This window comes from Mesorhizobium sp. M6A.T.Cr.TU.016.01.1.1 (assembly GCF_003952585.1).
GTDB lineage: Bacteria > Pseudomonadota > Alphaproteobacteria > Rhizobiales > Rhizobiaceae > Mesorhizobium > Mesorhizobium mediterraneum.
Genome location: NZ_CP034452.1, coordinates 5,637,794 through 5,662,872, shown reverse-complemented (window position 1 = coordinate 5,662,872; position 25,079 = coordinate 5,637,794). Strand labels below are relative to the sequence as shown.

At 62.8% G+C, this 25,079-nt stretch carries 27 protein-coding genes and 1 tRNA gene; 7 read left to right on the top strand and 21 right to left on the bottom strand.

What is annotated here, in order from left to right:
* Nucleotides 1–5: 5 nt before the first annotated feature.
* The 4 genes from EJ075_RS27380 to EJ075_RS27365 all read right to left on the bottom strand — a co-directional run bounded on the left by EJ075_RS27380 (nt 6) and on the right by EJ075_RS27365 (nt 3,449).
* A complete protein-coding gene (locus tag EJ075_RS27380; RefSeq protein ID WP_206437517.1) occupies nt 6–707 on the bottom strand; it encodes a DnaJ domain-containing protein in 702 nt (233 codons plus the stop codon).
* Nucleotides 704–1,435, bottom strand: a complete 732-nt coding sequence (locus EJ075_RS27375) for a hypothetical protein (protein ID WP_095485268.1) — start codon at nt 1,433–1,435, stop codon at nt 704–706. Before EJ075_RS27375 ends, EJ075_RS27380 begins: the two co-directional genes overlap by 4 nt.
* A gap of 88 nt (nt 1,436–1,523) precedes the next feature.
* Nucleotides 1,524–1,961 carry a DUF1489 family protein gene (locus tag EJ075_RS27370; protein ID WP_095485269.1) on the bottom strand — a complete coding sequence of 146 codons (438 nt, stop codon included), beginning with the start codon at nt 1,959–1,961 and terminating at the stop codon, nt 1,524–1,526.
* A gap of 84 nt (nt 1,962–2,045) precedes the next feature.
* Entirely contained in the window at nt 2,046–3,449 is a 1,404-nt protein-coding gene (locus EJ075_RS27365) for an L-serine ammonia-lyase (RefSeq protein WP_095485562.1), read from the bottom strand.
* Nucleotides 3,450–3,610: 161 nt separating this feature from the next.
* On the opposite strand from EJ075_RS27365, the gene EJ075_RS27360 reads away from it, so the two are divergent.
* Nucleotides 3,611–4,366 carry a DUF599 domain-containing protein gene (locus tag EJ075_RS27360; protein ID WP_095485270.1) on the top strand — a complete coding sequence of 252 codons (756 nt, stop codon included), beginning with the start codon at nt 3,611–3,613 and terminating at the stop codon, nt 4,364–4,366.
* Here EJ075_RS27360 and EJ075_RS27355 read toward each other — a convergent pair.
* From EJ075_RS27355 to EJ075_RS27330, 6 genes are all read right to left on the bottom strand, one after another.
* Nucleotides 4,303–5,106: a YdcF family protein gene (locus tag EJ075_RS27355; RefSeq protein ID WP_126106470.1), complete on the bottom strand. Its 804-nt coding sequence runs from the start codon at nt 5,104–5,106 to the stop codon at nt 4,303–4,305. The two genes, EJ075_RS27360 and EJ075_RS27355, sit on opposite strands and share 64 nt — an antisense overlap.
* Nucleotides 5,107–5,320: 214 nt before the next feature.
* Entirely contained in the window at nt 5,321–6,886 is a 1,566-nt protein-coding gene (locus EJ075_RS27350; RefSeq protein WP_126106469.1) for an amidase family protein, read from the bottom strand.
* Nucleotides 6,886–7,344 carry a GNAT family N-acetyltransferase gene (locus tag EJ075_RS27345; protein WP_095485273.1) on the bottom strand — a complete coding sequence of 153 codons (459 nt, stop codon included), beginning with the start codon at nt 7,342–7,344 and terminating at the stop codon, nt 6,886–6,888. The genes EJ075_RS27350 and EJ075_RS27345 overlap by 1 nt, the downstream gene beginning before the upstream one ends.
* 7 nt (nt 7,345–7,351) lie before the next feature.
* On the bottom strand, nt 7,352–7,639 hold the full coding sequence (gene gatC, locus EJ075_RS27340) for an Asp-tRNA(Asn)/Glu-tRNA(Gln) amidotransferase subunit GatC (protein WP_095485274.1): 288 nt from the start codon (nt 7,637–7,639) through the stop codon (nt 7,352–7,354).
* A gap of 93 nt (nt 7,640–7,732) precedes the next feature.
* A complete protein-coding gene (locus EJ075_RS27335) occupies nt 7,733–8,146 on the bottom strand; it encodes a hypothetical protein (RefSeq protein ID WP_126106468.1) in 414 nt (137 codons plus the stop codon).
* Nucleotides 8,147–8,184: 38 nt separating this feature from the next.
* Nucleotides 8,185–8,892 carry a metal-dependent hydrolase gene (locus tag EJ075_RS27330; RefSeq protein WP_126106467.1) on the bottom strand — a complete coding sequence of 236 codons (708 nt, stop codon included), beginning with the start codon at nt 8,890–8,892 and terminating at the stop codon, nt 8,185–8,187.
* Nucleotides 8,893–8,992: 100 nt separating this feature from the next.
* Here EJ075_RS27330 and ruvX point away from each other — a divergent pair, with 100 nt between their 5' ends.
* Nucleotides 8,993–9,478 (top strand): Holliday junction resolvase RuvX, encoded by a 486-nt coding sequence (ruvX, locus tag EJ075_RS27325; protein WP_095485277.1) that lies wholly within the window; start codon nt 8,993–8,995, stop codon nt 9,476–9,478.
* Here ruvX and EJ075_RS27320 read toward each other — a convergent pair.
* The 3 genes from EJ075_RS27320 to EJ075_RS27310 all read right to left on the bottom strand — a co-directional run bounded on the left by EJ075_RS27320 (nt 9,445) and on the right by EJ075_RS27310 (nt 12,072).
* Nucleotides 9,445–9,756, bottom strand: coding sequence for a DUF6105 family protein (locus EJ075_RS27320; RefSeq protein ID WP_077384057.1), 312 nt, complete (start codon nt 9,754–9,756; stop codon nt 9,445–9,447). The genes ruvX and EJ075_RS27320 overlap by 34 nt on opposite strands.
* Nucleotides 9,756–10,316, bottom strand: coding sequence for a hypothetical protein (locus EJ075_RS27315; RefSeq protein WP_126106466.1), 561 nt, complete (start codon nt 10,314–10,316; stop codon nt 9,756–9,758). The genes EJ075_RS27320 and EJ075_RS27315 overlap by 1 nt, the downstream gene beginning before the upstream one ends.
* A 127-nt stretch (nt 10,317–10,443) precedes the next feature.
* Complete coding sequence (locus EJ075_RS27310; RefSeq protein WP_126106465.1) at nt 10,444–12,072, bottom strand: DNA alkylation response protein; 1,629 nt, start codon at nt 12,070–12,072, stop codon at nt 10,444–10,446.
* Between the two features lie 177 nt (nt 12,073–12,249).
* Here EJ075_RS27310 and EJ075_RS27305 point away from each other — a divergent pair, with 177 nt between their 5' ends.
* The 4 genes from EJ075_RS27305 (at nt 12,250) to dprA (ending at nt 16,297) form a co-directional block, all read left to right on the top strand.
* On the top strand, nt 12,250–13,209 hold the full coding sequence (locus EJ075_RS27305) for an aspartate carbamoyltransferase catalytic subunit (protein WP_095485279.1): 960 nt from the start codon (nt 12,250–12,252) through the stop codon (nt 13,207–13,209).
* Nucleotides 13,209–14,495, top strand: a complete 1,287-nt coding sequence (locus EJ075_RS27300; protein WP_126107482.1) for a dihydroorotase — start codon at nt 13,209–13,211, stop codon at nt 14,493–14,495. Before EJ075_RS27305 ends, EJ075_RS27300 begins: the two co-directional genes overlap by 1 nt.
* 81 nt (nt 14,496–14,576) lie before the next feature.
* Nucleotides 14,577–15,164, top strand: a complete 588-nt coding sequence (gene plsY, locus EJ075_RS27295; protein WP_126106464.1) for a glycerol-3-phosphate 1-O-acyltransferase PlsY — start codon at nt 14,577–14,579, stop codon at nt 15,162–15,164.
* On the top strand, nt 15,161–16,297 hold the full coding sequence (gene dprA / locus EJ075_RS27290) for a DNA-processing protein DprA (RefSeq protein ID WP_126106463.1): 1,137 nt from the start codon (nt 15,161–15,163) through the stop codon (nt 16,295–16,297). The genes plsY and dprA overlap by 4 nt, the downstream gene beginning before the upstream one ends.
* 129 nt (nt 16,298–16,426) lie before the next feature.
* Here dprA and EJ075_RS27285 read toward each other — a convergent pair.
* Nucleotides 16,427–16,502, bottom strand: a tRNA-Lys gene (locus EJ075_RS27285).
* 296 nt (nt 16,503–16,798) lie between these two features.
* Here EJ075_RS27285 and EJ075_RS27280 point away from each other — a divergent pair.
* Nucleotides 16,799–17,275, top strand: a complete 477-nt coding sequence (locus EJ075_RS27280) for a BA14K family protein (protein ID WP_095485564.1) — start codon at nt 16,799–16,801, stop codon at nt 17,273–17,275.
* A gap of 82 nt (nt 17,276–17,357) precedes the next feature.
* Here the strand turns inward: EJ075_RS27280 and glpK are convergent, their stop codons facing one another.
* The 7 genes from glpK to EJ075_RS27245 form a co-directional block, all read right to left on the bottom strand.
* A complete protein-coding gene (gene glpK, locus EJ075_RS27275; RefSeq protein ID WP_126106462.1) occupies nt 17,358–18,851 on the bottom strand; it encodes a glycerol kinase GlpK in 1,494 nt (497 codons plus the stop codon).
* An 89-nt stretch (nt 18,852–18,940) separates the two neighbouring features.
* Entirely contained in the window at nt 18,941–20,665 is a 1,725-nt protein-coding gene (locus EJ075_RS27270; RefSeq protein ID WP_126106461.1) for an ABC transporter substrate-binding protein, read from the bottom strand.
* Nucleotides 20,666–20,742: 77 nt separating this feature from the next.
* Nucleotides 20,743–21,024 (bottom strand): DUF2160 domain-containing protein, encoded by a 282-nt coding sequence (locus tag EJ075_RS27265; protein ID WP_164547197.1) that lies wholly within the window; start codon nt 21,022–21,024, stop codon nt 20,743–20,745.
* Between the two features lie 67 nt (nt 21,025–21,091).
* Nucleotides 21,092–22,012, bottom strand: a complete 921-nt coding sequence (locus EJ075_RS27260) for a carbohydrate ABC transporter permease (RefSeq protein ID WP_206437516.1) — start codon at nt 22,010–22,012, stop codon at nt 21,092–21,094.
* 1 nt (nt 22,013) lies between these two features.
* On the bottom strand, nt 22,014–22,880 hold the full coding sequence (locus EJ075_RS27255) for a sugar ABC transporter permease (RefSeq protein WP_095485285.1): 867 nt from the start codon (nt 22,878–22,880) through the stop codon (nt 22,014–22,016).
* 2 nt (nt 22,881–22,882) lie between these two features.
* Nucleotides 22,883–23,953: an ABC transporter ATP-binding protein gene (locus tag EJ075_RS27250; RefSeq protein WP_126106460.1), complete on the bottom strand. Its 1,071-nt coding sequence runs from the start codon at nt 23,951–23,953 to the stop codon at nt 22,883–22,885.
* Between the two features lie 13 nt (nt 23,954–23,966).
* Nucleotides 23,967–25,049, bottom strand: coding sequence for an ABC transporter ATP-binding protein (locus EJ075_RS27245; protein ID WP_095485287.1), 1,083 nt, complete (start codon nt 25,047–25,049; stop codon nt 23,967–23,969).
* Nucleotides 25,050–25,079 lie beyond the last annotated feature (30 nt).

Here is a 25,079-nt window from a genome sequence, read left to right as displayed (position 1 = left end):
GAGAACTAGTTGTGATTGGAGAGCAAGACGTCCTTGGCTTCATTGATCCGCGCCGCCAGAAAAGACGTGCCGCCGATATCGGGGTGCAGGCGCTGCATCAGGCGGCGGTGCGCCTTGCGGACATCCGCCGCGGCGGCCCCCGCTTCAAGACCAAGGATCTTGTAGGCCTCCTCCTTAGTCATGGCGCCCGAACCTGGCGAAACACCCAGCCCTTCGCCACCATTCGCCTCAGCGTCTTTGCGCCAGATGGGAAATCTGCCGTCAAGATACGTCTCTAGCAGCTGGCGGCTCTCCGGGTCGCCGGGGAGTTCGCGATAAAGCTGCTGCAATTCCGCAAGGCTCATGGTGCCGAGCATCTTGCCTTCATGCCGGCCGGCAAGCACCAGCCCCTCCAGACTGCCGGTATCGTGATCAAGCTCCATCTCAAGTGCCGCGGTACGCACCGTCGAATGCTTGCCCGGCTCCAGTTTCGCCGTCGGCCGCTTCATCCGCATGGAGCCATACCAGGCGAGCGCCGCCGACAGGATCAAGCCGCCGATGCCTTCGCGTCCGACCAGGAGCACGGCGACGCCGATCAGCGCCAACAGGACGGGCCCAAGCGTCCTCATTCCGCTGGCGAGTTTGGCAGGGTCGGCGCGGAGAAAGACCGTGACCACGCCGAGCAGCACCAAAAGCAACGCCACGAATGCGATAATCGCGCCCATCATTTCCTGCCGCCCCGCAGATGCTCGATCATCAGCCGGTCTTCCGCCCTGCCCCTGGCCTCCAGTGCCTTCAGCCCGCCGGTCGCAAACACGGCGACCGCCGAGAGCAGGCTGGCCAAGGTTGCGCCAGCCCGTCGATCAAATCGGAACCAAGCTCCTTTGGACAGCCGCGCAATTTCCTTGAACGCCTTTTCTGCGCCGGAATCATGGCCCTCCTGAAAGACGAAGACAGGAACGCCGTGCAGGCCCAGGCTGCCGGCCTTTTCCGCCAGATCGTCTATATTTTCTTCCATCGCATCGCCGATATAGACCAACGCGTTGACCTTGGCCGCAGCAGTCTGTTTCAGCGTATGGGCGAGGACCTTGCCGATCTGGGTGTGTCCGCTGCGGCAATCGATCCTCGTCATCAACTGTTTCAGCGCCTCCGTATCGCTGACGAATGCGGATGAGCGGCACTCGCCAAGGCCCCGAAAATAGACCAGTTGAACCTTGAGCGCTCCGGCCTTGCCGACCGCGTCGAACATCTCGCCCTGCAGCGCACAGGCGAGATCCCAGGTCGGCTGACGGCTCATCGTCGCGTCGAGTGACAGAATGAGCCTGCCAGAACCGGTCGCGGATGCTGCGAGCGTTTTTGCCTGACGGATAAAGGCGTCGATCTCGCCGGTGCTCGATTGGGGCTCGACCGGCGCAGGATTGGCCTTGGCGGGCACGGGCTGCTTCTTGTCGCTCATGACATTCAAGATGTGGCGTTGTCGCACAGCTTGCAAGCCCAGATGAGGCGACCTGGAGGGCCAGCGGCAGCTTTGAATTTGGGCCTTCCTAGAGAAGGCCGAGATCGGCAAGCTCGCGCCTGAGTTTCGGCGGCATCTCGACCAGCCCCGCTTTGCCCTTACCGAGATCGGCCGGTGCGTCCGACGGTTTCAGGTAGCGCCAGCCTTGAAAGGCCCGGCGCGGCTGCCAGTCGGTGCGCACGACCACAGGATCGAGCATCAGGTGACAGCGGCCAATGCCGTCATCATCAGTGAAAGGGCGGATTTCGGTGATCAACTGGCGGCACTGCACATTGCCCTTGATCACCCAGTAGAGGGAACCGCCATCGGTGACCTCGGCGCCGCGCGTCGGCATCATGCGTGTGGTGTGGTAATGCTCGGCCGGCTCGCCGGCGCGCCGCCGTTCGTCGAGGCGGAAGGCGATCCACTCTTCGAGATCTTCGACGCTGTCGCAGCCGACACAGAGCTTTATGATATTGAGAGACATGGATTAAGGTTTAGTCCTGCGCGCGAAGGCGTCAACGGCCTGGTCGACTTTCTCCACAGTGCCAATCCATGGTGCAAGGTTGGCTCAGCACTCCACGATATTGACGGCCAGTCCGCCGAGGCTGGTTTCCTTGTATTTCTCGTTCATGTCGAGGCCGGTCTGGCGCATGGTCTCGATCGCGGCATCAAGCGGCACGAAATGAACGCCGTCGCCCTTGATGGCCAGCGACGCGGCAGTCACCGCCTTGACGGCACCGAGCGCATTGCGCTCGATGCAAGGCACCTGCACCAGTCCGCCAACCGGATCGCAGGTCATGCCGAGATGATGTTCGAGCGCGATCTCGGCGGCGTTCTCGACCTGCTCCGGCGTGCCGCCCATGACGGCGCACAGCCCCGCCGCCGCCATCGCCGAGGCCGAACCGACCTCGCCCTGGCAGCCGACTTCGGCGCCTGAGATCGAAGCGTTGGTCTTGATGATGCCGCCGATCGCCGCCGCGGTCAGCAGGAAATCGCGGATACTTGGTTGGTCGGCCTCGGGATGGAAATGCAGCCAGTAGCGCAGCACCGCGGGCAGCGTGCCTGCAGCACCATTGGTCGGCGCGGTGACGACGCGCCCGCCGGCGGCGTTCTCCTCGTTCACCGCCATGGCATAGATCGACAGCCAGTCATTCGCGAGCAGCGGGTTGGGCCGGTTCTGCCGCCACTGCTCTTGCAGCTTGTCATGCAATTGCCGCGCGCGTCGGCGCACCTTCAGTCCGCCCGGCATGATGCCGTCCTGCGACAGGCCGCGTTCGATGCAGCTCTTCATGGCGCTCCAGATGCCGTCAAGACCGGCGTCGAGCTCCTCGCGCGACATCTGCGTCTCTTCGTTGACGCGCTTCATGTCGGCGATGGAAAGGCCGCTTTTCGCCGCCATCGACAGCATCTCGACGGCATTCTTGAAGGGGTATGGAACCTTCTTGCCTTCCGTCGTCACCGAGCCCTTCGCCTTCATACGCTGCAGCTCCTCCTCCGAAACCACGAAGCCGCCGCCGATCGAATAATAGATACGCTTGAGCAGCAGCCGGTCGTCGGCATCATAGGCGGAGAAAGCCATGCCGTTGGCATGGCCGGAAAGCGGCGTCTTGCGATCCAGCACCAGATCCGTTGCCGGGTCGAAGCGGTAGGAGGGATGGCCGGGCGGTGAAATCCGCTTCTCGGCAGCGATGCTGGCGACGATTCCATCCGCCTGATCGGGGTCCACCGTCTGGGGCGTCTGGCCGGCAAGGCCGAGCACAACGGCACGGTCGGAACCATGGCCGATGCCGGTATAGGCGAGCGAGCCGTGCAGGCTGGCGGCGATGCGGTCGACCCGGGCGCCGGCCGGGCGCGGCCAGTCATCTCCCGCGATCTCGTCGAGGAAACGCCGCGCAGCCGTCATCGGTCCCATCGTGTGCGAACTCGATGGTCCAATACCGATCTTGAACAGGTCGAAAACCGAAAGGAACACGCGCCGCTCTCTCCTATTGGAATTTACATATAGGAATTCCTGTGATGTTTCCGCTCTTTCGAAGATCGCGGCGCTGCACCTGCCGACCTTGTTTGCTCCGGCAGCGACATCGTTGCGTTCTGCCATCGAAGCGGCACCACCGCTTGTGGTAAAAGGGTCGCATGGGCGATTCCTTCCATTTGTCGACGGCAGACCTCGTGGCGCTGGCCTTCTTCCTTTTCGTATGGGTGCTGCATACGCTCGCCTCCGACGGAAAGCTGGTCAGCCGCATGTCGCTGACGACGGCGATGAACGTGCAGCGTGAAGCCTGGATGCGGACCATGGCCGAACGCGAGATTCGCATTGTCGACACCGCCATCATGGCAGGTCTTCAACAGGGAACCGCCTTTTTCGCCTCCAGCTCGCTGATTGCGATCGGCGGCTGTTTCGCCCTGCTCGGTGCCTCCGATCAGGTTGTTTCGGTGCTGAGCAACCTGCCGCTCGGCGCGACATCATCCCGCTCCGCCTTTCAGATGAAGGTGTTCGGATTGGTGCTGATCCTGGCCTATTCCTTCTTCAAGTTCGGCTGGGCCTACCGGCTGTTCAACTACTGCTCGATTCTGATCGGCGCGGTGCCGATCCCGCATGGCGAAGCCTCACGCAACCCGGTCAGCGAGACGGCGGTATGGCGGGCGGCGCGCATGAACATGCTGGCCGGAAAACACTTCAATTCCGGCATGCGCGGTGTGTTCTTCTCGATCGGCTATCTCGGCTGGTTCGTCGATCCAAGGGTGTTCGTGCTGTCGACGCTGTTGTTGCTGGCGGTTCTGGTACGTCGCCAGTTCTTCTCAGCGGCGCGGCAAGCCGTGATCGGTCAGCCGCCCGAGCCGACACCCGGTCCGGGGAAAAGCCGATCGATGCGGCCCGACAGCCAATAGGTGACGAGCCCTATCCATTCACGGACCGCCGTGGTGGTGACCTCCAACCCGTTGTAAGGGGGAAGCGTGGCTATGTTTTCCTTACCGGAGGTCATGTAGTCGACCGGCCACGCAACGGTCGGAAAACCTGCTTTGTCGAACAGCGCCGTGGCCCGCGGCATGTGGAAGGCCGAGGTCACCAGCAGCCAGGTCTCGCCCGGTTTCGGCGTCACCAATTCCCTGGTGAAGATTGCGTTCTCGTAGGTGTTGCGGGATTTGTTCTCGAGGACCAGCCGATCGGCCGTCACGCCAAGCGCAGTGAGCAGGCGCGGGCCTGTGTCCGCATCGCCCTCACCTGCGGTCATCATCTCAACGGTGCCGCCGGAGATGACGATTTTCGCAGTCGGAAAACGCCGTGCCAGTACGGCCGCCTCGACGATCCGGTCGCCAGCGCCATTGATTTCATAGCCGCCACGCACGGCATTGATGGGGCTCTCCAGACCGCCGCCCAGCACAATGATACCATTAACCTTTTCCGGCAGCGGCGGCTTGGGGAAGCGATCTTCCAGCGGACTGATCATTATTGCGCCGAGCTCCGTCCATGTCGAAAGCGCAAGAATGAGAACGGCAAGGACGGTGCCGGCGGTGGTCCATCGTCGCCGTCCGAACATCGCCGCCACCAGCCCCGCCAGCAACAGGAAGATTGCAAAATTCAACGGCTGGACAAAGAACCAGAGCAATTTGGAAAGATAGAAGAACATCCCTCACCCCCACATCGGCCCAAATCGGAATCGATTCTCGGAAAGCACGATGCGCAGATTCAACGTGCTAGAGCGTACTTTGTGCGTCCAAGTGGACGCACGTCGCTCTAATGCATACCGCTCCATAAGCACGTGGCGCTTTTAGAGTAACAACATGCATAAACTAGGACCAAAGCGCCCCGCATCATTCAAATGCGATGCCTAAGGGACGACACTACCACCACTTTTCCGGCTGGAACGTACCCGCCGCCTGTTCGATGACGTGGGCGGTCTGGAACAAGGTTTCCTCATCGAAGGGCCGGCCGATGAGCTGCAGGCCGAGCGGCAGGCCCTTGGCGTCAAGCCCTGCGGGCACGGCGATGCCCGGCAGTCCGGCCATGTTCACCGTCACCGTAAAGATGTCATTGAGGTACATTTTGACTGGGTCGGCGGCCATGTCCTCGTCGGCGATGCCAAAAGCCGCCGACGGCGTCGCCGGCGTCAGGATGACGTCGACGCCCGCCGCGAATGCATTTTCGAAATCCCGCTTGATGAGGTTCCGCACCTTCTGCGCCTGCAGATAGTAGGCATCGTAGTAGCCGGCGGAGAGCACATAAGTGCCGATCATGATGCGGCGCTTGACCTCGCGGCCGAAGCCGGCGGCGCGGGTCCTCTCGTACATGTCGACGATGTCCTTGCCCGGCACCCGCAACCCGTAGCGGACGCCGTCATAGCGGGCGAGGTTCGACGAGGCTTCGGCAGGCGCAACGATGTAATAGGCCGGCAGCGCATATTTCGTATGCGGGAGCGAAATGTCGACGATCTCGGCGCCGGCATCTTTCAGCCAGGCAATACCCTTCTGCCACAGCGCCTCGATCTCCTCGGGCATGCCGTCGACGCGGTATTCCCTGGGGATGCCGATCTTCATGCCCTTGATCGGCTTGCCGATCGCCGCCTCGTAATCCGGCACCGGCCGGTCGACCGAGGTGGTGTCCTTCGGATCGACCGAGGCCATGGATTTCAAGAGGATCGCGGCATCACGCACATCGCGGGCGATCGGTCCGGCCTGGTCGAGCGACGAAGCGAAGGCGACGATGCCCCAGCGCGAGCAGCGGCCGTAGGTCGGCTTGATGCCGACCGTGCCGGTGAAGGCGGCGGGCTGGCGGATCGAGCCGCCGGTGTCCGTGGCCGTGGCGCCGGCACATAGAAACGCGGAGACAGCCGAGGCCGAGCCGCCTGACGAACCGCCCGGCACCAGCTGGGCGTTGTCCAGCGTGCGCGCGGTCCTGGTGCCGCCGGCCGAGACGAAACCGCCATCGCCCTGATGCGTGGTCGGCATCACCACCGTATCGAGCCGCGAACGCCGCCACGGATTGACCACGGGGCCGTAATAGGAGGTCTCGTTGGACGAGCCCATGGCGAACTCGTCCATGTTGAGCTTGCCGAGCATCACGGCGCCGTCGGCCCACAGATTGGCGGTGACGGTCGATTCGTAGTGCGGCTTGAACCCATCCAGCACATGGCTGCAGGCCTGGGTGTGAATGCCTTCGGTGCCGAACAGGTCCTTGATCCCGAGCGGAATGCCTTCGAGCGACCCGCCCTCGCCCTTCGCCAGCTTCGCGTCCGAGGCCTTGGCCATGTCGCGCGCCTTGTCGTCGGTGACCACGACATAGGCGTTGAGCGCCGGATTGGCCCGCTCGATCGCATAGAGATAGGCTTCGGTGATCTCGGTTGCGGTGATTTCCTTGGCGCGCAGCTTGGCGCGGGCCTGCGAAATCGTCAGGTGGGTCAGGTCGCTCATCAGGCAAGGCTCTTTTCGTAAAACACCGACCACTCGGAATGGGGATAGTCCAGCACCGGGCCGCAGCGCGAGAATCCGGCGCGTTCATAAACGGTCCACGCAGCCGGATGGCGGTCGCCCGTTTCCAGCACCAGACGCTTCAGCCCTTCATTGCGCGCCAACGCCTCGATCCGCTCGACGATCTTGGCGCCGATCTTCTGTCCACGATGCGACGGCCGCGTGTACATGCGCTTGATCTCGCCGACAGCGGCATCGTGGCGCTTCAGTGCGCCGCAGCCGATGGCAAGGCTGCTGTCACGGGCGATGAAGACAGTCGTGTCGTTGTCGGCCATCTGCTCGACGGTCATGTGGTAGCAGTGCTCCGGCGGTGTCAGTTCGAGCAGCGTGGCGTTGAGTTCCTCGACCAACCCGCGCACATCGTCCTGCAGCGGCGTCTCGATGGCGATATCGATTGCCATCGGCCCGCTACTCCACGACCTTCGGCACCAGGAAGAAATTCTCTTCGGTAGCCGGCGCGTTGGCGACGATGTCGGCCGCCTTGCTGCCGTCGGTGACGACGTCCTGGCGCTTCTTCATCTCCATCGGGGTCACCGAAGTCATCGGCTCGACGCCGGACACGTCGACCTCGTTTAGCTGCTCGACAAAGCCCAGAATGGCGTTCAACTCGCCGGTCATGCGCTCGGCATCCTCCTCGCTCACCGCAATGCGGGCGAGACGCGCGACGCGCTTCACAGTCAGAAGATCAACGGACATATTTGTTTGTGCCTCGGGAAAACCAGTCCGCGCTATAGCGGCGCGGCGCGTGCCGCGCAACATGCATCGTGCCGAGAACCGGGACCGTAAGGTCTATGGCAGGGCCACGCCGTCGCAGAGGAAATAGCTGCCGCTGTTGCTGCCCCCTTCGCTTTCGTCTTCCGCAGATCGGACCGAAACCAGATCGATCTGCTTCGCGTTCATTTGCGTTACGGAGAGAACGTCCGGAAAGACGTGGCCGGGCTCCTGGCATATGGCTGTCACCGCCCAGCTCGGCGAGAGCGTCGCCTTGGTGATCTGAAGGAACTCGCAATCGTATTCGACGCTTTGCAGGCCACGCGCCGAGAGCACAATGTTGCCGGCGTCGATCAGCGACTGCAGTGTGTCCTTCCTGGCCTGCGCACAAAGATCCTCGGACTGGAGATAGACGCCTTCAATGAAGTCCTCCGCGGCGGACGCTGGGGAAGCCACAGAAATAGAAATGAAAAGAAAGCCCCTCAAAACCATGTTTTCACTCCATTTTGGCGCCTTATACCTAGCGTCTTCTACAAGCTAATCGTCTCGCCGATCTTCGGCAATGCCACTTTCACGTCCGATCCATCCATCCCTGCTACGAACTTTTCGGCGGTCTGGTCGATGATCGGGAACGTGCCGAAGTGACTGGGGATGACAGTCTCGAACTGAAAGAAGCGCCGGCAGGCAAGGGCTGCTACCGCGCCACCCATGGTAAAGCGATCGCCGACCGGCACGATACCGATCTTCGGCTCGTGCAATTCATTGATCAGTGCCATGTCGGAAAAGATGTCGGTGTCGCCCATATGATAGAGCGTCTTATCTTCCGGGAAATGCAGAACGAGCCCGCCCGGATTGCCGAGGTAGGTGTTCTGGCCATTGTCGCCCGGAAACGAGGATGAATGGAGCGCCTGGACGAAGGTGGTGGTGAAACCGCCGCAATCCACGGTGCCGCCGATATTGCCGGGATTGATCTTCTTGTCGCTGGCGCCCTGGCCGACCAGATACATGCAAACCTCGAAATTGGCGACCAGCATGGCGCCGCTTTTCCCAAGCACTTCCAGCGCACCGCTGATGTGGTCGCTATGGCCGTGGGTCAAAAGGACATGCGTGACCCCTTCCGCCGGTCCTTCCCAGCCGCCCGTCCATGACGGATTGCCGACCAGATAGGGATCGATGAGGATTTTCGCGTCGGCGGTTTCGACACAAAATGCTGAATGTCCGTACCAGGTCAGTTTCATGAATGCTTTCCTCGATTTTTGCTTCGGCAGAGGATAGAACGCGGGCAGTAAAATTAAAGCCCCGCAGCGTCCTTTGCGGCGTGGATTCCAAGGAAAGCCGTTGAGCATCATCACCATCGAAGAGTTGCCGGCGCGGCTCAGCGGCGGCAAGACGCTGGCCGGGCTCGACCTCGGCGACAAGACCATCGGCGTGGCGGTTTCCGACCGGGGCTTTGCCTTCGCCCATCCGCGCCCCGTCATCATGCGCAGGAAATTCTCGCTGGATGCAGCTGTGCTGCTCGCCTTGCTGCAGAAAGAGAATGTCGGCGCCGTGGTGCTCGGCCTGCCGATCAACATGGACGGGTCAGAAGGTCCGCGTGCCCAGAAATCCCGCGCCTTCGCCCGCAACATGGCTGGTATGACCGACCTGCCCTTCGTTTTATGGGACGAGCGACTGTCGACGGTGGCGGCTGAGCGGACATTGATCGAGATGGATTTTTCGCGCCGCAAACGCGCCGGCAAGATCGATTCGGCCGCGGCAGCGTTTATCCTGCAGGGCGTTCTCGACCGGCTTCAGGCGCTCGGCGTCGATGCCTGGTCGAAATAACGGTCGCGCATTATCCTGATCCAGCCACCGATCACCCGGCGGCGGCGAAACGCCCAAAACGCCATCAGCAGCAGACTGTCGAGGATGCAGGCCTTTGCCACCATGCCAGGAATGAGCGCCGGATCAATGCCAAGCATTTCCCCATAGAGCTGGAAAACCAGGTCATGCAATTGGCGGCTCAGCATGACATAGCCGAAATTGATGTCGTTGAGCGACAGGAAGAACCAGCCCCAGAACAGAGCGAGCGGTGCCGCCCATAGCGCGAACAAGGTGCGCATCAGCGGCCATCCCTCAAGTTCGTGTCCGGCCGGCCGGAAATGCGCGAAAGCGCCGAGTTGTGCGCCGCCGCCTTCGCCATCACATGCGCTGCGGCACGGATTTCGCCGGTGCCCGGATCCGCTGCGGCAAAAGCCGACCGCCGCTCTGCGAGCATGGCGACATAGGAAGCCAGCAATGCCGCCAGCTGCACCGCGACGACCATGAACAGCCCGTTGATGCCTTGCGCGGCGCCGCCGACCACGATCAGCGACAGCACGCCGGAAGCGGAGATGAAGGCGACCCGCACAACGCTGTCGGTGGCGTCCGGATTTGTCGGGACGCTGAATAGAGTCTCGACAAAAGCCCAGCAGAACAGCACCGCGACGACAAGCAGCGCCACGGCAAGCGGCGCCACCACGATGGCATTTTCGAGGTCGACGAATCGGGTGTGCTGGACGGCAACGCCGAGCACGCCAAGCGCTGCAGCAACACCGCGATTTCCGTCGATGCAGATGAACGCCAGCAGGGCGAAAACGACCGCCCAGTGCAAGGCCAGAAAGGAGCTCAATATGTGCCGCATGGCGTTCCTGCTTCAGTAAACAGGACAGTGGGCTTTGCGGCTTGCGACCGCAATGGAAACCATTTGTTAAGGTTAACGGCTTTCCACAGAGCGGCGATCGACGAGGAAAATCCGTCCCGAAGCCTTCTCAGGTGACCGGCGGATAGAGCGTCTCGATGATCATGCGCGCGTCATGGCGCGAATCGAGCATGCCATAGGTGTTGCGCCACTGGCCGGCGAGGCGCGTCTCGACGAAGGCGTCGGCGATCCGCCCTGCCCCCAGCCTGCGAAGCTCCGCCGCTGCCGCCGACAGTGCCAGTTGTTCGGTGAGCAGACGAGCCGAGCCCTCATCGGTTGCCGCGACCTGCATTGCCGCCTTGAGCACACCGACGGTGCCGCGTCCGCCGGCGCCGAGATCGCGATCGATGCCGGCCAGCACGTCCTCGAACAGGCCGGGCGCACGCCCCAGCACGCGCAGCACGTCGAGCGCCATGACGTTGCCGGACCCCTCCCATATCGCGTTGACCGGAGCCTCGCGATAGTAGCGGGCGAGCGGTCCCTCCTCGACATAGCCGTTGCCGCCGAGGCACTCCATCGCTTCATAGAGCAGCGGCGGCGCGATCTTGCAGACCCAGTATTTGACGACCGGCGTCATGGCGCGCGCGAAGGCCGCCTCGCCACGGTCTCCGGCCGCCTCGTCGAAGGAGCGCGCCAGCCGGAACGACAGCGCGGTGGCGGCAGCAACGTCGAGCGCCATGTCGGCCAGCACGCGCTGCATCAGCGGCTGCTCGATCAGATTGGTTCCAAACACCTGGCGGTGACGGGCGTGGTGGACGGCCTCGGCCAGCCCGGCACGCATGATCGCCGACGAGGCGATCGCGCAGTCGAGCCGGGTCAGCGTCACCATGTCCATGATCGTCTTGACGCCCGCCCCGGGCTCGCCGATCATCTCGCCGATGGCGTTGACGAACTCCACTTCCGACGAGGCGTTGGAGCGGTTGCCGAGCTTGTCCTTCAGCCGCTGGAAGCGGAAGCCGTTGCCCGAACCATCGCCGAGAATGCGGGGAACGAGAAAGCACGAAAGCCCTTCCGGCGCCTGTCCAAGCACCAGGAATGCGTCCGACATCGGCGCCGACATGAACCATTTGTGGCCGGTCAGCCGATAGAAGCCGCTGCCAGCGCGCTCGGCCCGGGTGACGTTGGCGCGGACGTCGGTGCCGCCTTGCTTCTCGGTCATGCCCATGCCGAGCGTCAGCCCGGCCTTTTCGACCGGCGGCTTTTGGCTCTGGTCGTATTTGCGTGTCGTCACGCGCGGCGCCCATTCGCGAAACAGCTTCGGACTTGCCATCAGCGCTGCCAGCGATGCGCTGGTCATGGTGATGGGACAGAGATGCCCGGTTTCGAGCTCGGCCGTCAGGTAGAAACGGGCGGCGCGCACCTGATGACGGCGGCCGATCTCGGCATCGCCATTTTCCCAGACCGACGAATGCAGCCCGTTCGCCACCGACCGGCGCATCAGCGCATGATAGGCAGGATGGAACTCGACCAGGTCGATGCGTCGGCCCTGGCGGTCATGGGTCCTGAGCTTCGGCGTCTCGACATTGGCGAGGCGGGCCAGCTCCTGCGCCTCCTGCGTCAGCACAAAACGGCCAAGCCCATCGAGATCCTTGCGCACCGGATCGGAAAAACGCTCGGCAAGCTGGATCAGCAACGGATCGCCCCGCCAGGCGTTGCCGCCTGCCAGCGGCGGCGGCTGGTTCGTCACGTCGTCGGTCACGCACTGTCCTTCTATCGGCAGAAAGGCCTTATCATCACAAGGCCACGAATCCGAAGCCATCAGCTAGATATAGCCCAAGCCGCGCAACGCGCGCGACGAAAATACCGGGGAGAAAGGCCGCAATCCAAAGCTGGCGCTTGCAGCCAAAGGTCCTCCACCCTATAGCAGCGCCTTGAGATGACCGACGCTTCGTCCCTGCCACTCTATCCCCACCGCCATCTTCTGGGCATCCGCGATCTTTCCCCCGCCGACATCGAGCTTTTGCTGGACCGGGCGGACCGAGCGGTCGCGATCTCGCGGCAATCGGAGAAGAAGACCTCGACGCTGCGCGGCCGCACCCAGATCAACCTTTTCTACGAAGCGTCGACCCGCACGCAATCGTCGTTCGAGCTGGCGGGAAAACGGCTCGGCGCCGACGTCATGAACATGTCGGTGGCCAGTTCTTCGGTGAAGAAGGGCGAGACGTTGATCGACACGGCGATGACGCTGAATGCCATGCGCCCCGACATATTGATCATCCGCCACCAGTCGGCCGGTGCTGCGGCGCTGCTGGCGCAAAAGGTCGGCTGCTCGGTGATCAATGCCGGCGACGGCGCCCATGAGCACCCGACGCAGGCGCTGCTCGACGCGCTGACCATCCGCCGCGCCAGGGGTCCGCTGTCGAAGCTGATCGTGGCGATCTGCGGCGACATCCTGCATTCGCGCGTGGCGCGCTCCAACATCATGCTGCTCAACGCGCTCGGTGCCCAGGTCCGCGTCGTGGCGCCGTCGACGCTTCTGCCCGCCGGCATCGAGAAAATGGGCGTGATCGTCACTCGTTCGATGGCCGAAGGGCTCAAGGACGCGGATGTGGTGATGATGCTGCGCCTGCAGCGCGAGCGGATGGAAGGCGCCTTCGTGCCTTCGGTGCGGGAATATTTCCGCTATTTCGGCCTCGATGCCGAGAAGCTGAAGGCGGCCAAGGACGGCGCTCTGGTCATGCATCCCGGCCCCATGAACCGCGGCGTCGAGATCGCCTCGGAAATCGCCGACGGTCCGCAGAGCGTCATCCAGGAACAGGTGGAGATGGGCGTTGCCGTGCGCATGGCGGTGATGGAAGCGCTGCTCGATCCTCGCCGCAATCGCGAGGTTGCATGATGAGCACGACGGTCTTCAGCCAGGCCCGCATCGTCGACCCATCGCGCGGCATCGATGAGGTCGGCACGGTCATTGTCGAAGGCCGCAAGATCGTCGCTGCCGGCAAGGCCGCCTTGAACCAGGGCGCTCCGCAGGACGCTACGGTCATCGACTGCGCCGGCAAGGCTGTTATCCCCGGCCTGATCGATGCGTGCGTCTTCATCGGCGAGCCCGGCGGCGAGCACCGCGAAACCATCGCCTCGGCCAGCGTCGCTGCGGCCGCCGGCGGCGTCACTTCCATCGTCATGATGCCCGACACCGACCCAGTGATCGACAATGTCGCGCTGGTCGAATTCGTGCTGCGTACCGCCAAGGACACGGCCATCGTCAACATTTTTCCGGCGGCGGCGATCACCAAGGGCCTCGAAGGCCGCGAGATGACCGAATTCGGCCTGCTGCGCGAGGCCGGCGCGGTCGCCTTCACCGACGGACGGCACACCATATCAAGCGCGCTGGTGATGCGCCGCGCGCTGACTTACGCGCGCGATTTCGGCGGCGTGATCGCCCATGAAACCCAAGACGCCGACCTCGCTTCGTCCGGCGTCATGAATGAAGGCCTCTATGCCAGCTGGCTCGGCCTTGCCGGCATCCCGCGCGAGGCCGAGTCCATTCCGCTGGAGCGCGATCTGGCGTTGGCGCGGCTGACCGGCGGCGCCTATCACGCGGCCAAGATTTCGACGGCGATGGCGGCAAACGCGGTAACGCGGGCGAAAGCCGACGGCGCGAATGTCACAGCAGGCGTCTCAATCCACAACCTGTCGCTCAACGAGAACGATGTCGGCGAATACCGCACCTTCTTCCGGCTGACACCGCCGCTGCGCGCCGAGGAAGACCGGCTGGCGATGATCGAGGCGGTCAAGGACGGCACGATCGACCTCATCGTCTCCTCGCACGACCCGCAGGACGTCGACACCAAGCGCCTGCCCTTCGCCGACGCCGCAGCCGGCGCCATCGGGCTCGAAACGCTGCTGGGCGCGGCGCTGCGGCTCTATCACAATGGCGACGTGACGCTGCTTAGATTGATCGAGACGTTGTCCACCGCACCGGCAAGGCTGTTCGGCCTGCCCGGCGGCACGCTGAAGCCGGGCACGGTCGCCGATCTTGCGCTGGTCGATCTCGACGAACCATGGATCGTCAGCGAAAGCGGCATCCGTTCGCGCTCGAAAAACACCTGTTTCGAAGGTGCGCGGCTGCAGGGCAAGGTCTTGCAAACCATGGTGGCGGGCCGCACAGTGTTTTCAGCCTAGGGAGTGTCGATATTCAGGTGATGCCGGCCTGACCTGAATATCAACACTCCCCAAAGCCGGCAGTTGGAGTTCGGGGGAACAATGGCTTACGACATCGTCTTGGCGCTGGTGTTCGGCTATCTGCTCGGCTCGATCCCGTTTGGGCTCCTGATCACCCGAGCCGCCGGCCTTGGCGACGTCCGCAACATCGGCTCCGGCAATATCGGCGCCACCAATGTGCTGCGCACCGGCAACAAGGGCCTAGCCGCCGCCACGCTGCTGCTCGACGCGCTGAAAGGCACGGCGGCTGTGTTGATCGCCGGTCGCTATGCGCCGGAGCTCGGGCCTTTGGCTGGCCTCGGCGCCTTCCTCGGCCATCTCTTTCCGGTCTGGCTCGGTTTCAAGGGTGGCAAGGGGGTCGCCACCTATCTCGGCGTGCTGATCGGCCTTGCCTGGCAAGTGGCGCTGATCTTCGCCGTCGTCTGGCTGGCCGTTGCTTTCCTGTTCCGTTACTCCTCGCTGGCGGCGCTGACGGCAGCAGTCGTCGTGCCGATCGCGCTCTATGTCCTCAGCACGCCTGAGATTGCCGGGCTGTTCGCGCTGATGAGCCTGATCGTCATCATAAAACACCGTGCCAATATCGCGCGGCTGCTGGCCGGCACCGAGGGCAAGATTGGGACCAAAGAGTGAGCCAGCGCGCCGCCGGGCCGCGGCTCAGCGACAGGCAGCGGTTGAGCTGGCTTCGTTTGATCCGCACGCCGAATGTCGGCCCGGCCACCTTTCGCGACCTGATCAACCGCTTCGGCTCGGCCGAGACGGCGCTCGAGATGCTGCCCGAGCTGATGATTTCGGGCGGCGCCAGAAAGATCGTCCGCATCCCGTCGATTGCCGAGGCAGAGGCGGAGCTGGAAGCAGCCCGCCGGGCCGGCGCCCGCTTCGTCGGGATTGGCGAGGCCGACTATCCGCCGCTGATGAAGAGCATGGACCATCCGCCGCCGCTGCTCGCGGTCAAGGGCGAAGGCGCGGTGTTCCGGCTGCCGGCAATCGCCATCGTCGGCGCCCGCAACGCTTCGCTGGCCGGCATCAAGATGGCGCGGACGCTCGCCGCCGAACTCGGCCGCGACGGCTACGGCATCGTCTCCGGCCTGGCGCGCGGCATCGACACGGCAGCACATCAAGGCAGCCTTGCGTCAGGCACGATCGGTGTGCTGGCCGGCGGCCTCGACCTGCCCTACCCGCCTGAGAATGCCGGACTATGCAACGAGATTGCCGAGCGCGGCGGCGCCATCATTTCAGAGATGCCGTTCGGCTGGCAGCCACGCGCCCAGGATTTTCCGCGCCGCAACCGCCTTGTCGCCGGCGCAGCATTGGGGCTGGTCGTGGTCGAGGCGGCGCACCGCTCCGGCTCGCTGATCAGCGCCAGGCTTGCCGGCGAGATGGGCCGGCTGGTCTTCGCCGTCCCCGGCTCGCCGCTCGATCCGCGCGCCGCCGGCACCAACGCTCTGCTCAAGGACGGCGCCACCCTTGTCACCGAGGCTTCGGACGTTACCAGCGCGATCGCGCCGCTGGTCGGCGCACTGGCACCAAGGATGGCGCCGGTTGGGGAGCCGCCCGACTTTTCGGCAACGCCACCGCCCGGCGAGGATGACCGCGCCCGCGTCATCGAGGCGCTCGGCCCGACGCCGGTGGCCGTCGACGAAATCATCCGCCACACCGGCCTGCATCCCGCTCAGGTTTTCATGGTGCTACTGGAACTCGATCTCGCCGGCCGGCTGGAGCGCCACGCCGGCGGGAACGTGTCGCTGGTTTTTGGGGATATTTAGCAGGGTCGGTAGCCGGAAGCATCGCGTGATTGCGAGAAAATGTTCTCGCACGGCCTCGCATTTTCTCGCACGTTCCGGCGCTGTTCCAGACGCTAAAGCGCTAACTTACTGATTTCTCGTACGAAACAATGGTGAGCGCGCAGGGATTCGAACCCTGGACCTACTGATTAAAAGTCAGTTGCTCTACCGGCTGAGCTACGCGCTCCCGCGGGCTCAGAATGCCGCCCTCGAAATTGCGCGGAACATAGGGAGAGTGCCTCGACCGGTCAACCGGAAAAAGAGGGCGCGCAAGTCGGGCTTTTCCACGCACTTGCAGCGCCTCGCACATCGCGTCAGCAAAGGGCGGAACGGCCTTTGACAGACAAGCCCAATACCGGCTTTTCGTCGAGGCCGAGCGGGAGAGAGAACGTTACAGATCAGCATCTTGCTACTTTGACGGAACAATTGCGCAGCCTGCCCGTTTTTGTCGCTACAAGGGACGACGCTTTCAAGGAGAAGATCATGAACAGGATCATGTCGGGCCTGCTGGCGACCGCGTTGTCAGCGTCATTCGCTGTAGCGGAGATCGTGCCCGTCAACGCCCAGCCCACCTACGTGCCGCTTGGTCAGAACGTTTCGTCGGATGTCCAGACTGTCGACCACAGGCGGTGGAGGCGTAGTTTCAACCGCGATCGCGATTTTTCCCGCCGCGATTTTCGTCGTGGTTTCGCGCGTGACGACGGCAGGTATTGGCGCGGCCATCGCGGTTATCGCTATTATCGTCGCGGCTATCGCCGTCACGGCGACTTCTGGTTCCCGTTGGCTGCCTTTGCGACCGGCGCGCTGATCACCGGTGCGATCGTCAACCAGAACCGCCGCGTCTATCGAGGCGATTCGCACGTGGAGTGGTGCTACAGCCGCTACAGATCTTACCGGGCATATGACAACACGTACCAGCCTTACTATGGCCCGCGCCGGCAGTGCATCTCGCCCTATTGATAAAGCTCGGGCGGAGCTGAGTAAAAGATATTGAAGAGCCTGCGCCGGCAACGGCGCGGGTTTTTGTGGTGACACCTCCTACTTATTGCACGCTCAGCGTCCTGCGCACAGCATCGCGCCAGCCCGCCAGCTTGGCGGAACGGGCGGACGCATTCATCTCCGGCTTGAACCGCCGCTCGAGCGCCCAGCTCTTGGCGAAGTCTCTCGCCTTCGGCCAGACGCCCGCCTTAGAGCCGGCCAGCCATGCCGCGCCGAGCGCCGTCGTCTCCAGGATCGTCGGGCGGTCTACCGGCGCATCGAGGATGTCGGCAAGCCGCTGCATGGTCCAGTCCGAGGCCACCATGCCACCATCGACCCTGAGAACGGTCTTTACTGACGCGCCCTTCCAGTCCTTGCGCATCGCGTCGAGCAGGTCGCGCGTCTGGAACGCAACGGATTCCAGTGCGGCGCGGGCAAATTCCGCCGGGCCCGAATTGCGGGTCAGCCCGAAGATGGCGCCGCGCGCTTCGGCATCCCAGTGCGGCGCGCCAAGCCCGACGAAAGCCGGCACCAGATAGACTTCCTGCGTCGGGTCGGCGCTCGCCGCCAGCACGCCGCTCTGCTCCGCCTTGCCGATCACCTTGATGCCGTCGCGCAGCCACTGCACGGCTGCACCGGCGATGAAGATCGACCCTTCCAGAGCATAAGTGGTCTTGCCGTTCAGCCTGTAGGCAATGGTCGTCAACAACCGGTTCTTCGAGCGCACCAGATCGCTTCCGGTGTTGAGCAGCGCGAAGCACCCCGTGCCATAGGTGGATTTCATCATACCCGGCTCGAAACAGGCCTGGCCGATGGCCGCTGCGTGCTGATCGCCAGCCACGCCGAGGATTTTTATCTCTGCGCCGAACAGGCTTTCCTCTGTGATTCCATAGTCGTCAGCGCAATCCTTCACCTGCGGCAGCATTTTTGCCGGTATGCCGAGAATCGCCAGAAGCTCGTCGTCCCAGGTATTCTTTTCGATGTTGTAGACCAGCGTGCGCGAGGCATTGGTGGCGTCGGTGGCGTGAACCTTGCCGCCGGTCAGCCGCCAGATCAGAAAGCTGTCGATCGTGCCGGCCAGCAATTCGCCCTTCTCGGCACGTTTTCTGGCACCCTTCACCTTGTCCAGCATCCAGGCGATCTTGGTGCCGGAGAAATAGGGATCGAGCAGCAAGCCGGTCTTTCTGGTGAACTTCTTCTCCAGCCCCTGCTTCTTCAATTTCTGGCACAGCGGCGCGGTGCGGCGATCCTGCCAGACAATCGCGTTGTGGATCGGCTTGCCGGTCGCCCTGTCCCAGATGACGACGGTCTCGCGCTGGTTGGTGATGCCGATCGCCGCGACATCCGACGCATTGCGGCCGGCGCTCTTCAGCGCAGCCTTCACCGTCGCCACGACGCTCGACCAGATCTCCTCGGGATCATGCTCGACCCAGCCGGAGGCCGGATAATGCTGGGTGAATTCCTTCTGCCCGCTGCCCACCACCTTCATCTCACGGTCGAACAGGATCGCCCGGCTCGATGTCGTTCCCTGGTCGATTGCAAGGATAAAGCTATTCATTTCCATTCCCCTCGGCGCAAACAGGGGAGACGGCAAGATGCCGCCTCCCCCGATTGTCGCGATGCGGGCGCGAACGCCCGGATCGATGCTCAGTTGCTCCAGCTCTTGACCAGCTCGTCGTAGTTGATGGTCTGCGCCTTATCCTTCTCCGGCTCGATCTTCAGCTGCGGCGCGAGATTGCCCTTGGCGACGGCATCGGCGTTCCACTCTTCGAGGGTCTTTTCCTCGGCGAGTTTCGGTCCGATGTCGCCCTGCACGCCGGCGCGCTCAAGGCGCTCAAGCACCTTTTCCTGCTCGGCGCAGAGCGAGTCCATCGCCTCCTGCGGGGTTTTGGCACCCGACGAAGCATCGCCGATCGCCTGCCACCAGAGCTGTGCCAGCTTCGGATAGTCAGGAACGTTCGTACCCGTCGGCGACCACTGGACGCGGGCCGGCGAGCGGTAGAACTCGATCAGGCCGCCGAGCTTCGGGGCGCGGTCCGTGAAGCTCTTGTGCTGGATCGTGCTCTCGCGGATCAGCGTCAGGCCAACGTGGCTTTTCTTCACGTCGACTGTCTTCGAGGTGACGAACTGCGCGTAGAGCCAGGCTGCCTTGGCGCGATCGTCAGGCGTCGACTTGAGAAGCGTCCAGGAACCCACGTCCTGGTAGCCGAGCTTCATGCCGTCCTTCCAGTAGACGCCGTGCGGCGACGGAGCGAAGCGCCATTTCGGCGTACCGTCCTCGTTCACGACGGGAAGGCCGTCCTTCACCATGTCGGCGGTGAAGGCCGTGTACATGAACATCTGCTGGGCAATTTCGCCCTGCGCCGGTACCGGTCCGGATTCCGAGAAGGTCATGCCCTGGGCCGCGGCCGGAGCGTAGGCCTTCATCCAGTCGAGATATTTCTGGATGGCATAGACCGACGCCGGACCGTTGGTGTCGCCGCCCCGAGCCACGCAGGAGCCGACAGGCCGCGACTTCTCGTCGACCTTGATGCCCCATTCGTCGACCGGAAGACCGTTCGGCAGTCCCTTGTCGCCATTGCCGGCCATCGAAAGCCAGGCATCGGTGAAGCGCCAGCCGAGCGAAGGATCCTTCTTGCCGTAGTCCATGTGGCCGTAGACCTTCTTGCCGTCGATCTCGCGCCCGGTGAAGAATTCGGCGATATCCTCATAGGCTGACCAGTTGACCGGCACGCCGAGGTCGTAGCCGTACTTCGCCTTGAAGTCCGCCTTGTTCTTCTCGTCGTTGAACCAGTCGTAGCGGAACCAGTAGAGGTTCGCGAACTGCTGGTCGGGCAGCTGATAAAGATCGCCGTCCGGAGCCGTCGTGAACTTGGTGCCGATGAAGTCTGCGAGGTCGAGGTTCGGGTTGGTGACGTCCTTGCCCTCGTTCGCCATCCAGTCGGTCAGGCTGCGCGCCTGCTGGTAGCGCCAATGGGTGCCTATCAGGTCGGAGTCGTTGACATAGGCGTCGTAGACGTTTTCGCCCGACTGCATCTGCGTTTGCAGCTTCTCGACGACATCGCCTTCGCCGATCAGATCATGGGTGATCTTGATGCCCGTAATGTCGGCGAACGCCTTGGCCAGCGTTTTCGATTCATACTCGTGCGTCGAGATGGTTTCCGAGACGACCTTGATGTCCATGCCCGCAAAGGGTTTTGCAGCATCGATGAACCATTGCATCTCGGCTTCCTGGGCAGCGCGATCGAGCGTCGACATGTCCTTGATCTCGGCGTCGAGAAATGCCTTGGCTTCGTCCATCCCGGCATAGGCGTTGCCTGCCCCGAGCAATAGGACAAGCGCTGTCGTTGATGTCAAAAATTGCCGTCTCATGTGTTTCCTCCACTGTTTCAGTTTCAAGTGCGATCGGAGCAGCCGCCGGCACGCGGCCGCTCCAACAGTTTCCCCCTCTATACGTAGCGGAACACGCCAATGGCGTAGACCACGGAGAGAGCGAGAGCCCACCACAGGTTGGGTCCGACAAGACCCAGCCAAGCGAGATGGATAAAGGCGCTGCCAAGCAGCGATAGAAAGAGACGGTCGCCGCGCGTCGTCTCGAACCGCAGCACGCCAACCCGCGGATTGCCGCCCGGCGAGGCGTATTCCCAGATCGCCATGCCGCAGAGCAGCACCAGGATCGTGATGAAAAAGATCGCCGTCGGTAGCGTCCATGCCATCCAGGTAAGGTTCATGGTCATACCCTCCCCAAGGCAAAGCCTTTGGCGATGGTGTTGCGTATGAACTCTTGCGTTCGTTTCATCACACCCTCCCCAGGGCAAAGCCTTTGGCGATGTAGTTGCGGACGAACCAGATCACGAGCGCGCCTGGAAGGATGGTGAGCACGCCGGCGGCGGCCAGAACGCCCCAGTCGAGGCCCGAGGCCGAGACCGTGCGCGTCATGATCGCGGCGATCGGCTTGGCAGCGGTCGTGGTCAACGTTCGTGCGATCAGCAGCTCGACCCACGAGAACATGAAGCAGAAGAAGCAGGCCACGCCTACACCGCTCGCGATCAGCGGCATGAATATCCTGAGGAAGAAACGCGGGAAGGAATAGCCGTCAATATAGGCGGTCTCGTCGATTTCCTTCGGCACGCCCGACATGAAGCCTTCGAGAATCCAGACCGCCAGCGGGACGTTGAATAGGCAGTGCGCCAGCGCCACCGCGATATGGGTGTCGATCAGGCCAAATGCCGAATAAAGCTGGAAGAACGGCAGCGCGAACACCGCCGGTGGCGCCATGCGGTTGGTCAAGAGCCAGAAAAACAGGTGCTTGTCGCCAAGGAAGCGGTAGCGCGAGAAGGCATAGGCTGCCGGAAGCGCCACGGCGACGGAAATCACCGTGTTCATAACCACATAGATGATCGAGTTGATGTAACCCTTGTACCAGGACGGGTCGGTGAAGATCACCATGTAATTGGCGATCGTCGGGTTTCTCGGCCACAGCGAGAAGGTGCCGAGTATCTCCTGGTTGGTCTTGAAGCTCATATTGACCAGCCAGTAGATCGGCAGCATCAGGAAGATGATGTAGATGGTCGGCACCAGCCACCAGAACCTCGACTCCTCGCCCCGTCGCCGCATCTTGCGGGCCAGCGTGGCGTTCGCTATCTGCGCTTCCGCGCTAGCGGGGGTTTGCCGCATCAGCGTTCGTCCGTCGGCCGTGCTTTCCTCGAGTCGCGCCATCTCACTGCTCCGCGTCGTAGGCTGTCATGACGGTGTAGAACACCCAGGAAAGGAGCATGATGATCAAGAAATAGACGATCGACATGGCCGCTGCCTCACCGAGGTTGAACTCTCCGATGGCCAGCTTCACCAGATCGATCGACAGGAAAGTGGTGGTGTTGCCGGGCCCGCCGCCGGTGACGACGAACGGCTCGGTGTAGATCATGAAACTATCCATGAAGCGCAGCAGAACCGCGATCAGCAGCACGCGGTTCATCTTAGGCAGCTGGATATAGCGGAAGATCGCCCAGCGCGACGCACCGTCGATCTTCGCCGCCTGGTAATAGGCGTCGGGGATCGAGACCAATCCCGCGTAGCAGAGCAAGACCACAAGGCTCGTCCAGTGCCAGACGTCCATGACGATAACGGTGATCCAGGCGTCGAACGGGTCGTTGACATAGTTGTAGTTGAAGCCGAGCGCCCGCAGCGTATATCCGAGCAGGCCGATATCGACGCGGCCGAACACTTGCCAGATCGTGCCGACGACGTTCCAAGGAATGAGCAGCGGCAGCGCCATCAGCACCAGGCAGACCGGAACGCCCCAGCCCTTCTTCGGCATGTTGAGCGCAATGAAGATGCCGAGCGGAATCTCGATGATCAGGATGATGGCCGAGAAGGCCAGGTTGCGGGCCATCGCTTCCCAAAAACGGTCGGAATGCAGGATTTCCTCGAACCATTCCGAGCCCGCCCAGAAGAAGACGTTGTTGCCGAAAGTGTCCTGCACCGAATAATTCACGACCGTCATCAGCGGGATGATTGCCGAGAAAGCCACCAGCAAGAGCACCGGCAGCACCATGAACCAGGCCTTGTTGTTCCAGGTCCTTTCCATGCTCAGCCTCCCATCTCGACGCGCCAGGAATCGGCATAGATGTTGATGCCGGCCGGGTCGAAAGCGATCTTCGGATCGGCGGGAATGTCCTCATCCTCGCCGACGATCGCCGCGATGTCGCGGCCTTCGAAACTGGCCCGCACCACCTTGTGGCGGCCGATATCCTCGACCTTTCGGATTGAAACCGGCATGCCGGTAGCGCCAAGCCTGACATATTCGGGGCGGATACCAAGTTCGATCACGCCTGTGGTTCCAGCCTTGGGCGCGCCCGGCAATTCGATCGTCTGGCTGCCGAGCCGCGCGCTGCTGCCTTCGACCGCGACCGGCATGACGTTCATGCCCGGCGAGCCGATGAAATAGCCGACGAATGTATGCTTGGGGCGCTCGAACAATTCGGCCGGAGAGCCGATCTGCACGATCTCGCCCTCATACATGACGACGACGTTCTCGGCGAAGGTGAGCGCCTCGGTCTGGTCGTGCGTGACATACACCATGGTGAAACCAAAGCGCCTGTGCAACTGCTTCAGCTGCGAGCGCAGCACCCACTTCATATGCGGATCGATGACGGTCAGCGGCTCGTCGAACAGGATCGCGTTGACATCGGAACGCACCAGCCCGCGTCCGAGCGAGATCTTCTGTTTCTGGTCGGCAGTCAGCCCCCTCGCCTTTCTCCGGGCCATATCGGCCAATCCCGTCATTTCCAGCGTCTCGCGCACCTTGCGATCGACGTCGGGTTCCGGAACGCCGCGGTTGCGCAGCGGGAAGGCCAGATTGTCATAGACGGTCATGGTGTCGTAGATGACCGGGAACTGGAATACTTGCGCGATGTTGCGCTCCTGCGTCGACAGATTGGTCACGTCCTTGCCGTCGAACAGAAGCTCGCCGTGTGACGGGTACAACAGGCCGGAAATGATGTTGAGCAGCGTGGTCTTGCCGCAGCCCGACGGCCCTAGCAGCGCATAGGCGCCGCCGTCCTCGAAGGCGTGATGCACCTCCTTCAGCGCATAGTCCTTGTCCGACTTCGGATGCGGCCCGTAGGCGTGGCGGATGTGGTTGCAGTCGATGCGCGCCATGTGCCCTCCTCCCTCAAGCCGCCAGCATCTGTGGCGGCGCGGCCGAGCGGCCGTTCGCGTCGAAAACCATGATGTGCCGCGGATCGATGAACACCTCGATGGTCTGGTCAGGCTCAAACACCAGGATGCCGTGCTCCAGCATCACCCAGCGGACATCGGCGAAGTCGAGATGCACAAAGCTCTCCGAACCGGTGATCTCGGTGACCGAGACCTTGGCTCTCACCGGAACCGCTGACGGGCTCGGCCGAGTAAGAGAGAGATGGTGGGGCTGGAAGCCGATCGTGTAACTCGTATCGGCAATACCGGCGAGCTCAGCCGGCACCGGGAGGTTCACCCCACCATCAAGAAGGAAGCTCGAGCCGCTCTTCTTCAGCACAATCGTGTTGAGCGGCGGATCCGCGAAAGTCTTGGCCGTGACGAGGTCGTTCGGCCTGCGAAAGACGTCGATCGTGGGGCCGAACTGAGTGATGCGGCCTTCGGAAAGCGTCGCCGTGTTGCCGCCGAGCAGCAAAGCTTCGTGCGGCTCCGTCGTGGCGTAGACGAAGATGGTGCCGCTCGCCGCGAAGATTTTCGGCAATTCCGCACGCAGCTCCTCGCGCAGTTTGTAATCGAGATTGGCGAGCGGCTCGTCGAGCAGCACGAGGCTGGCGTTCTTGACGATGGCGCGCGCCAGCGCGGTGCGCTGCTGCTGGCCACCCGAGAGGCTGAGCGGCGTGCGGTCGAGAAAGGGCGTCAGCTTGAGCAGGGCTGCAGCATTGCGCACCTCCTTGTCGATCTTTGCCCGCTCGGTCCCGGCCACCCTCAGCGGCGAGGCGATGTTCTCGTAAACGGTCATCGCCGGATAGTTGATGAACTGCTGGTAGACCATGGCGACGTTGCGCTTCTGCACCGGGATACCGGTGACATCCTTGCCGTCGAACCAGACCGAACCGGATGTCGGAACATCAAGGCCGGCCATCAGCCGCATCAGGCTGGTCTTGCCGGAGAGCGTCGGTCCGAGAAGGACGTTGAGCGAGCCGTGCTGAAGCGTCAGGGACACGTCGCGTATATGCTCCGTCGCGCCGACCGTCTTCGTCACGTTTCTCAGTTCCAGCATGATGCCTCCTCCCAGGCTTTCTGCATCAGT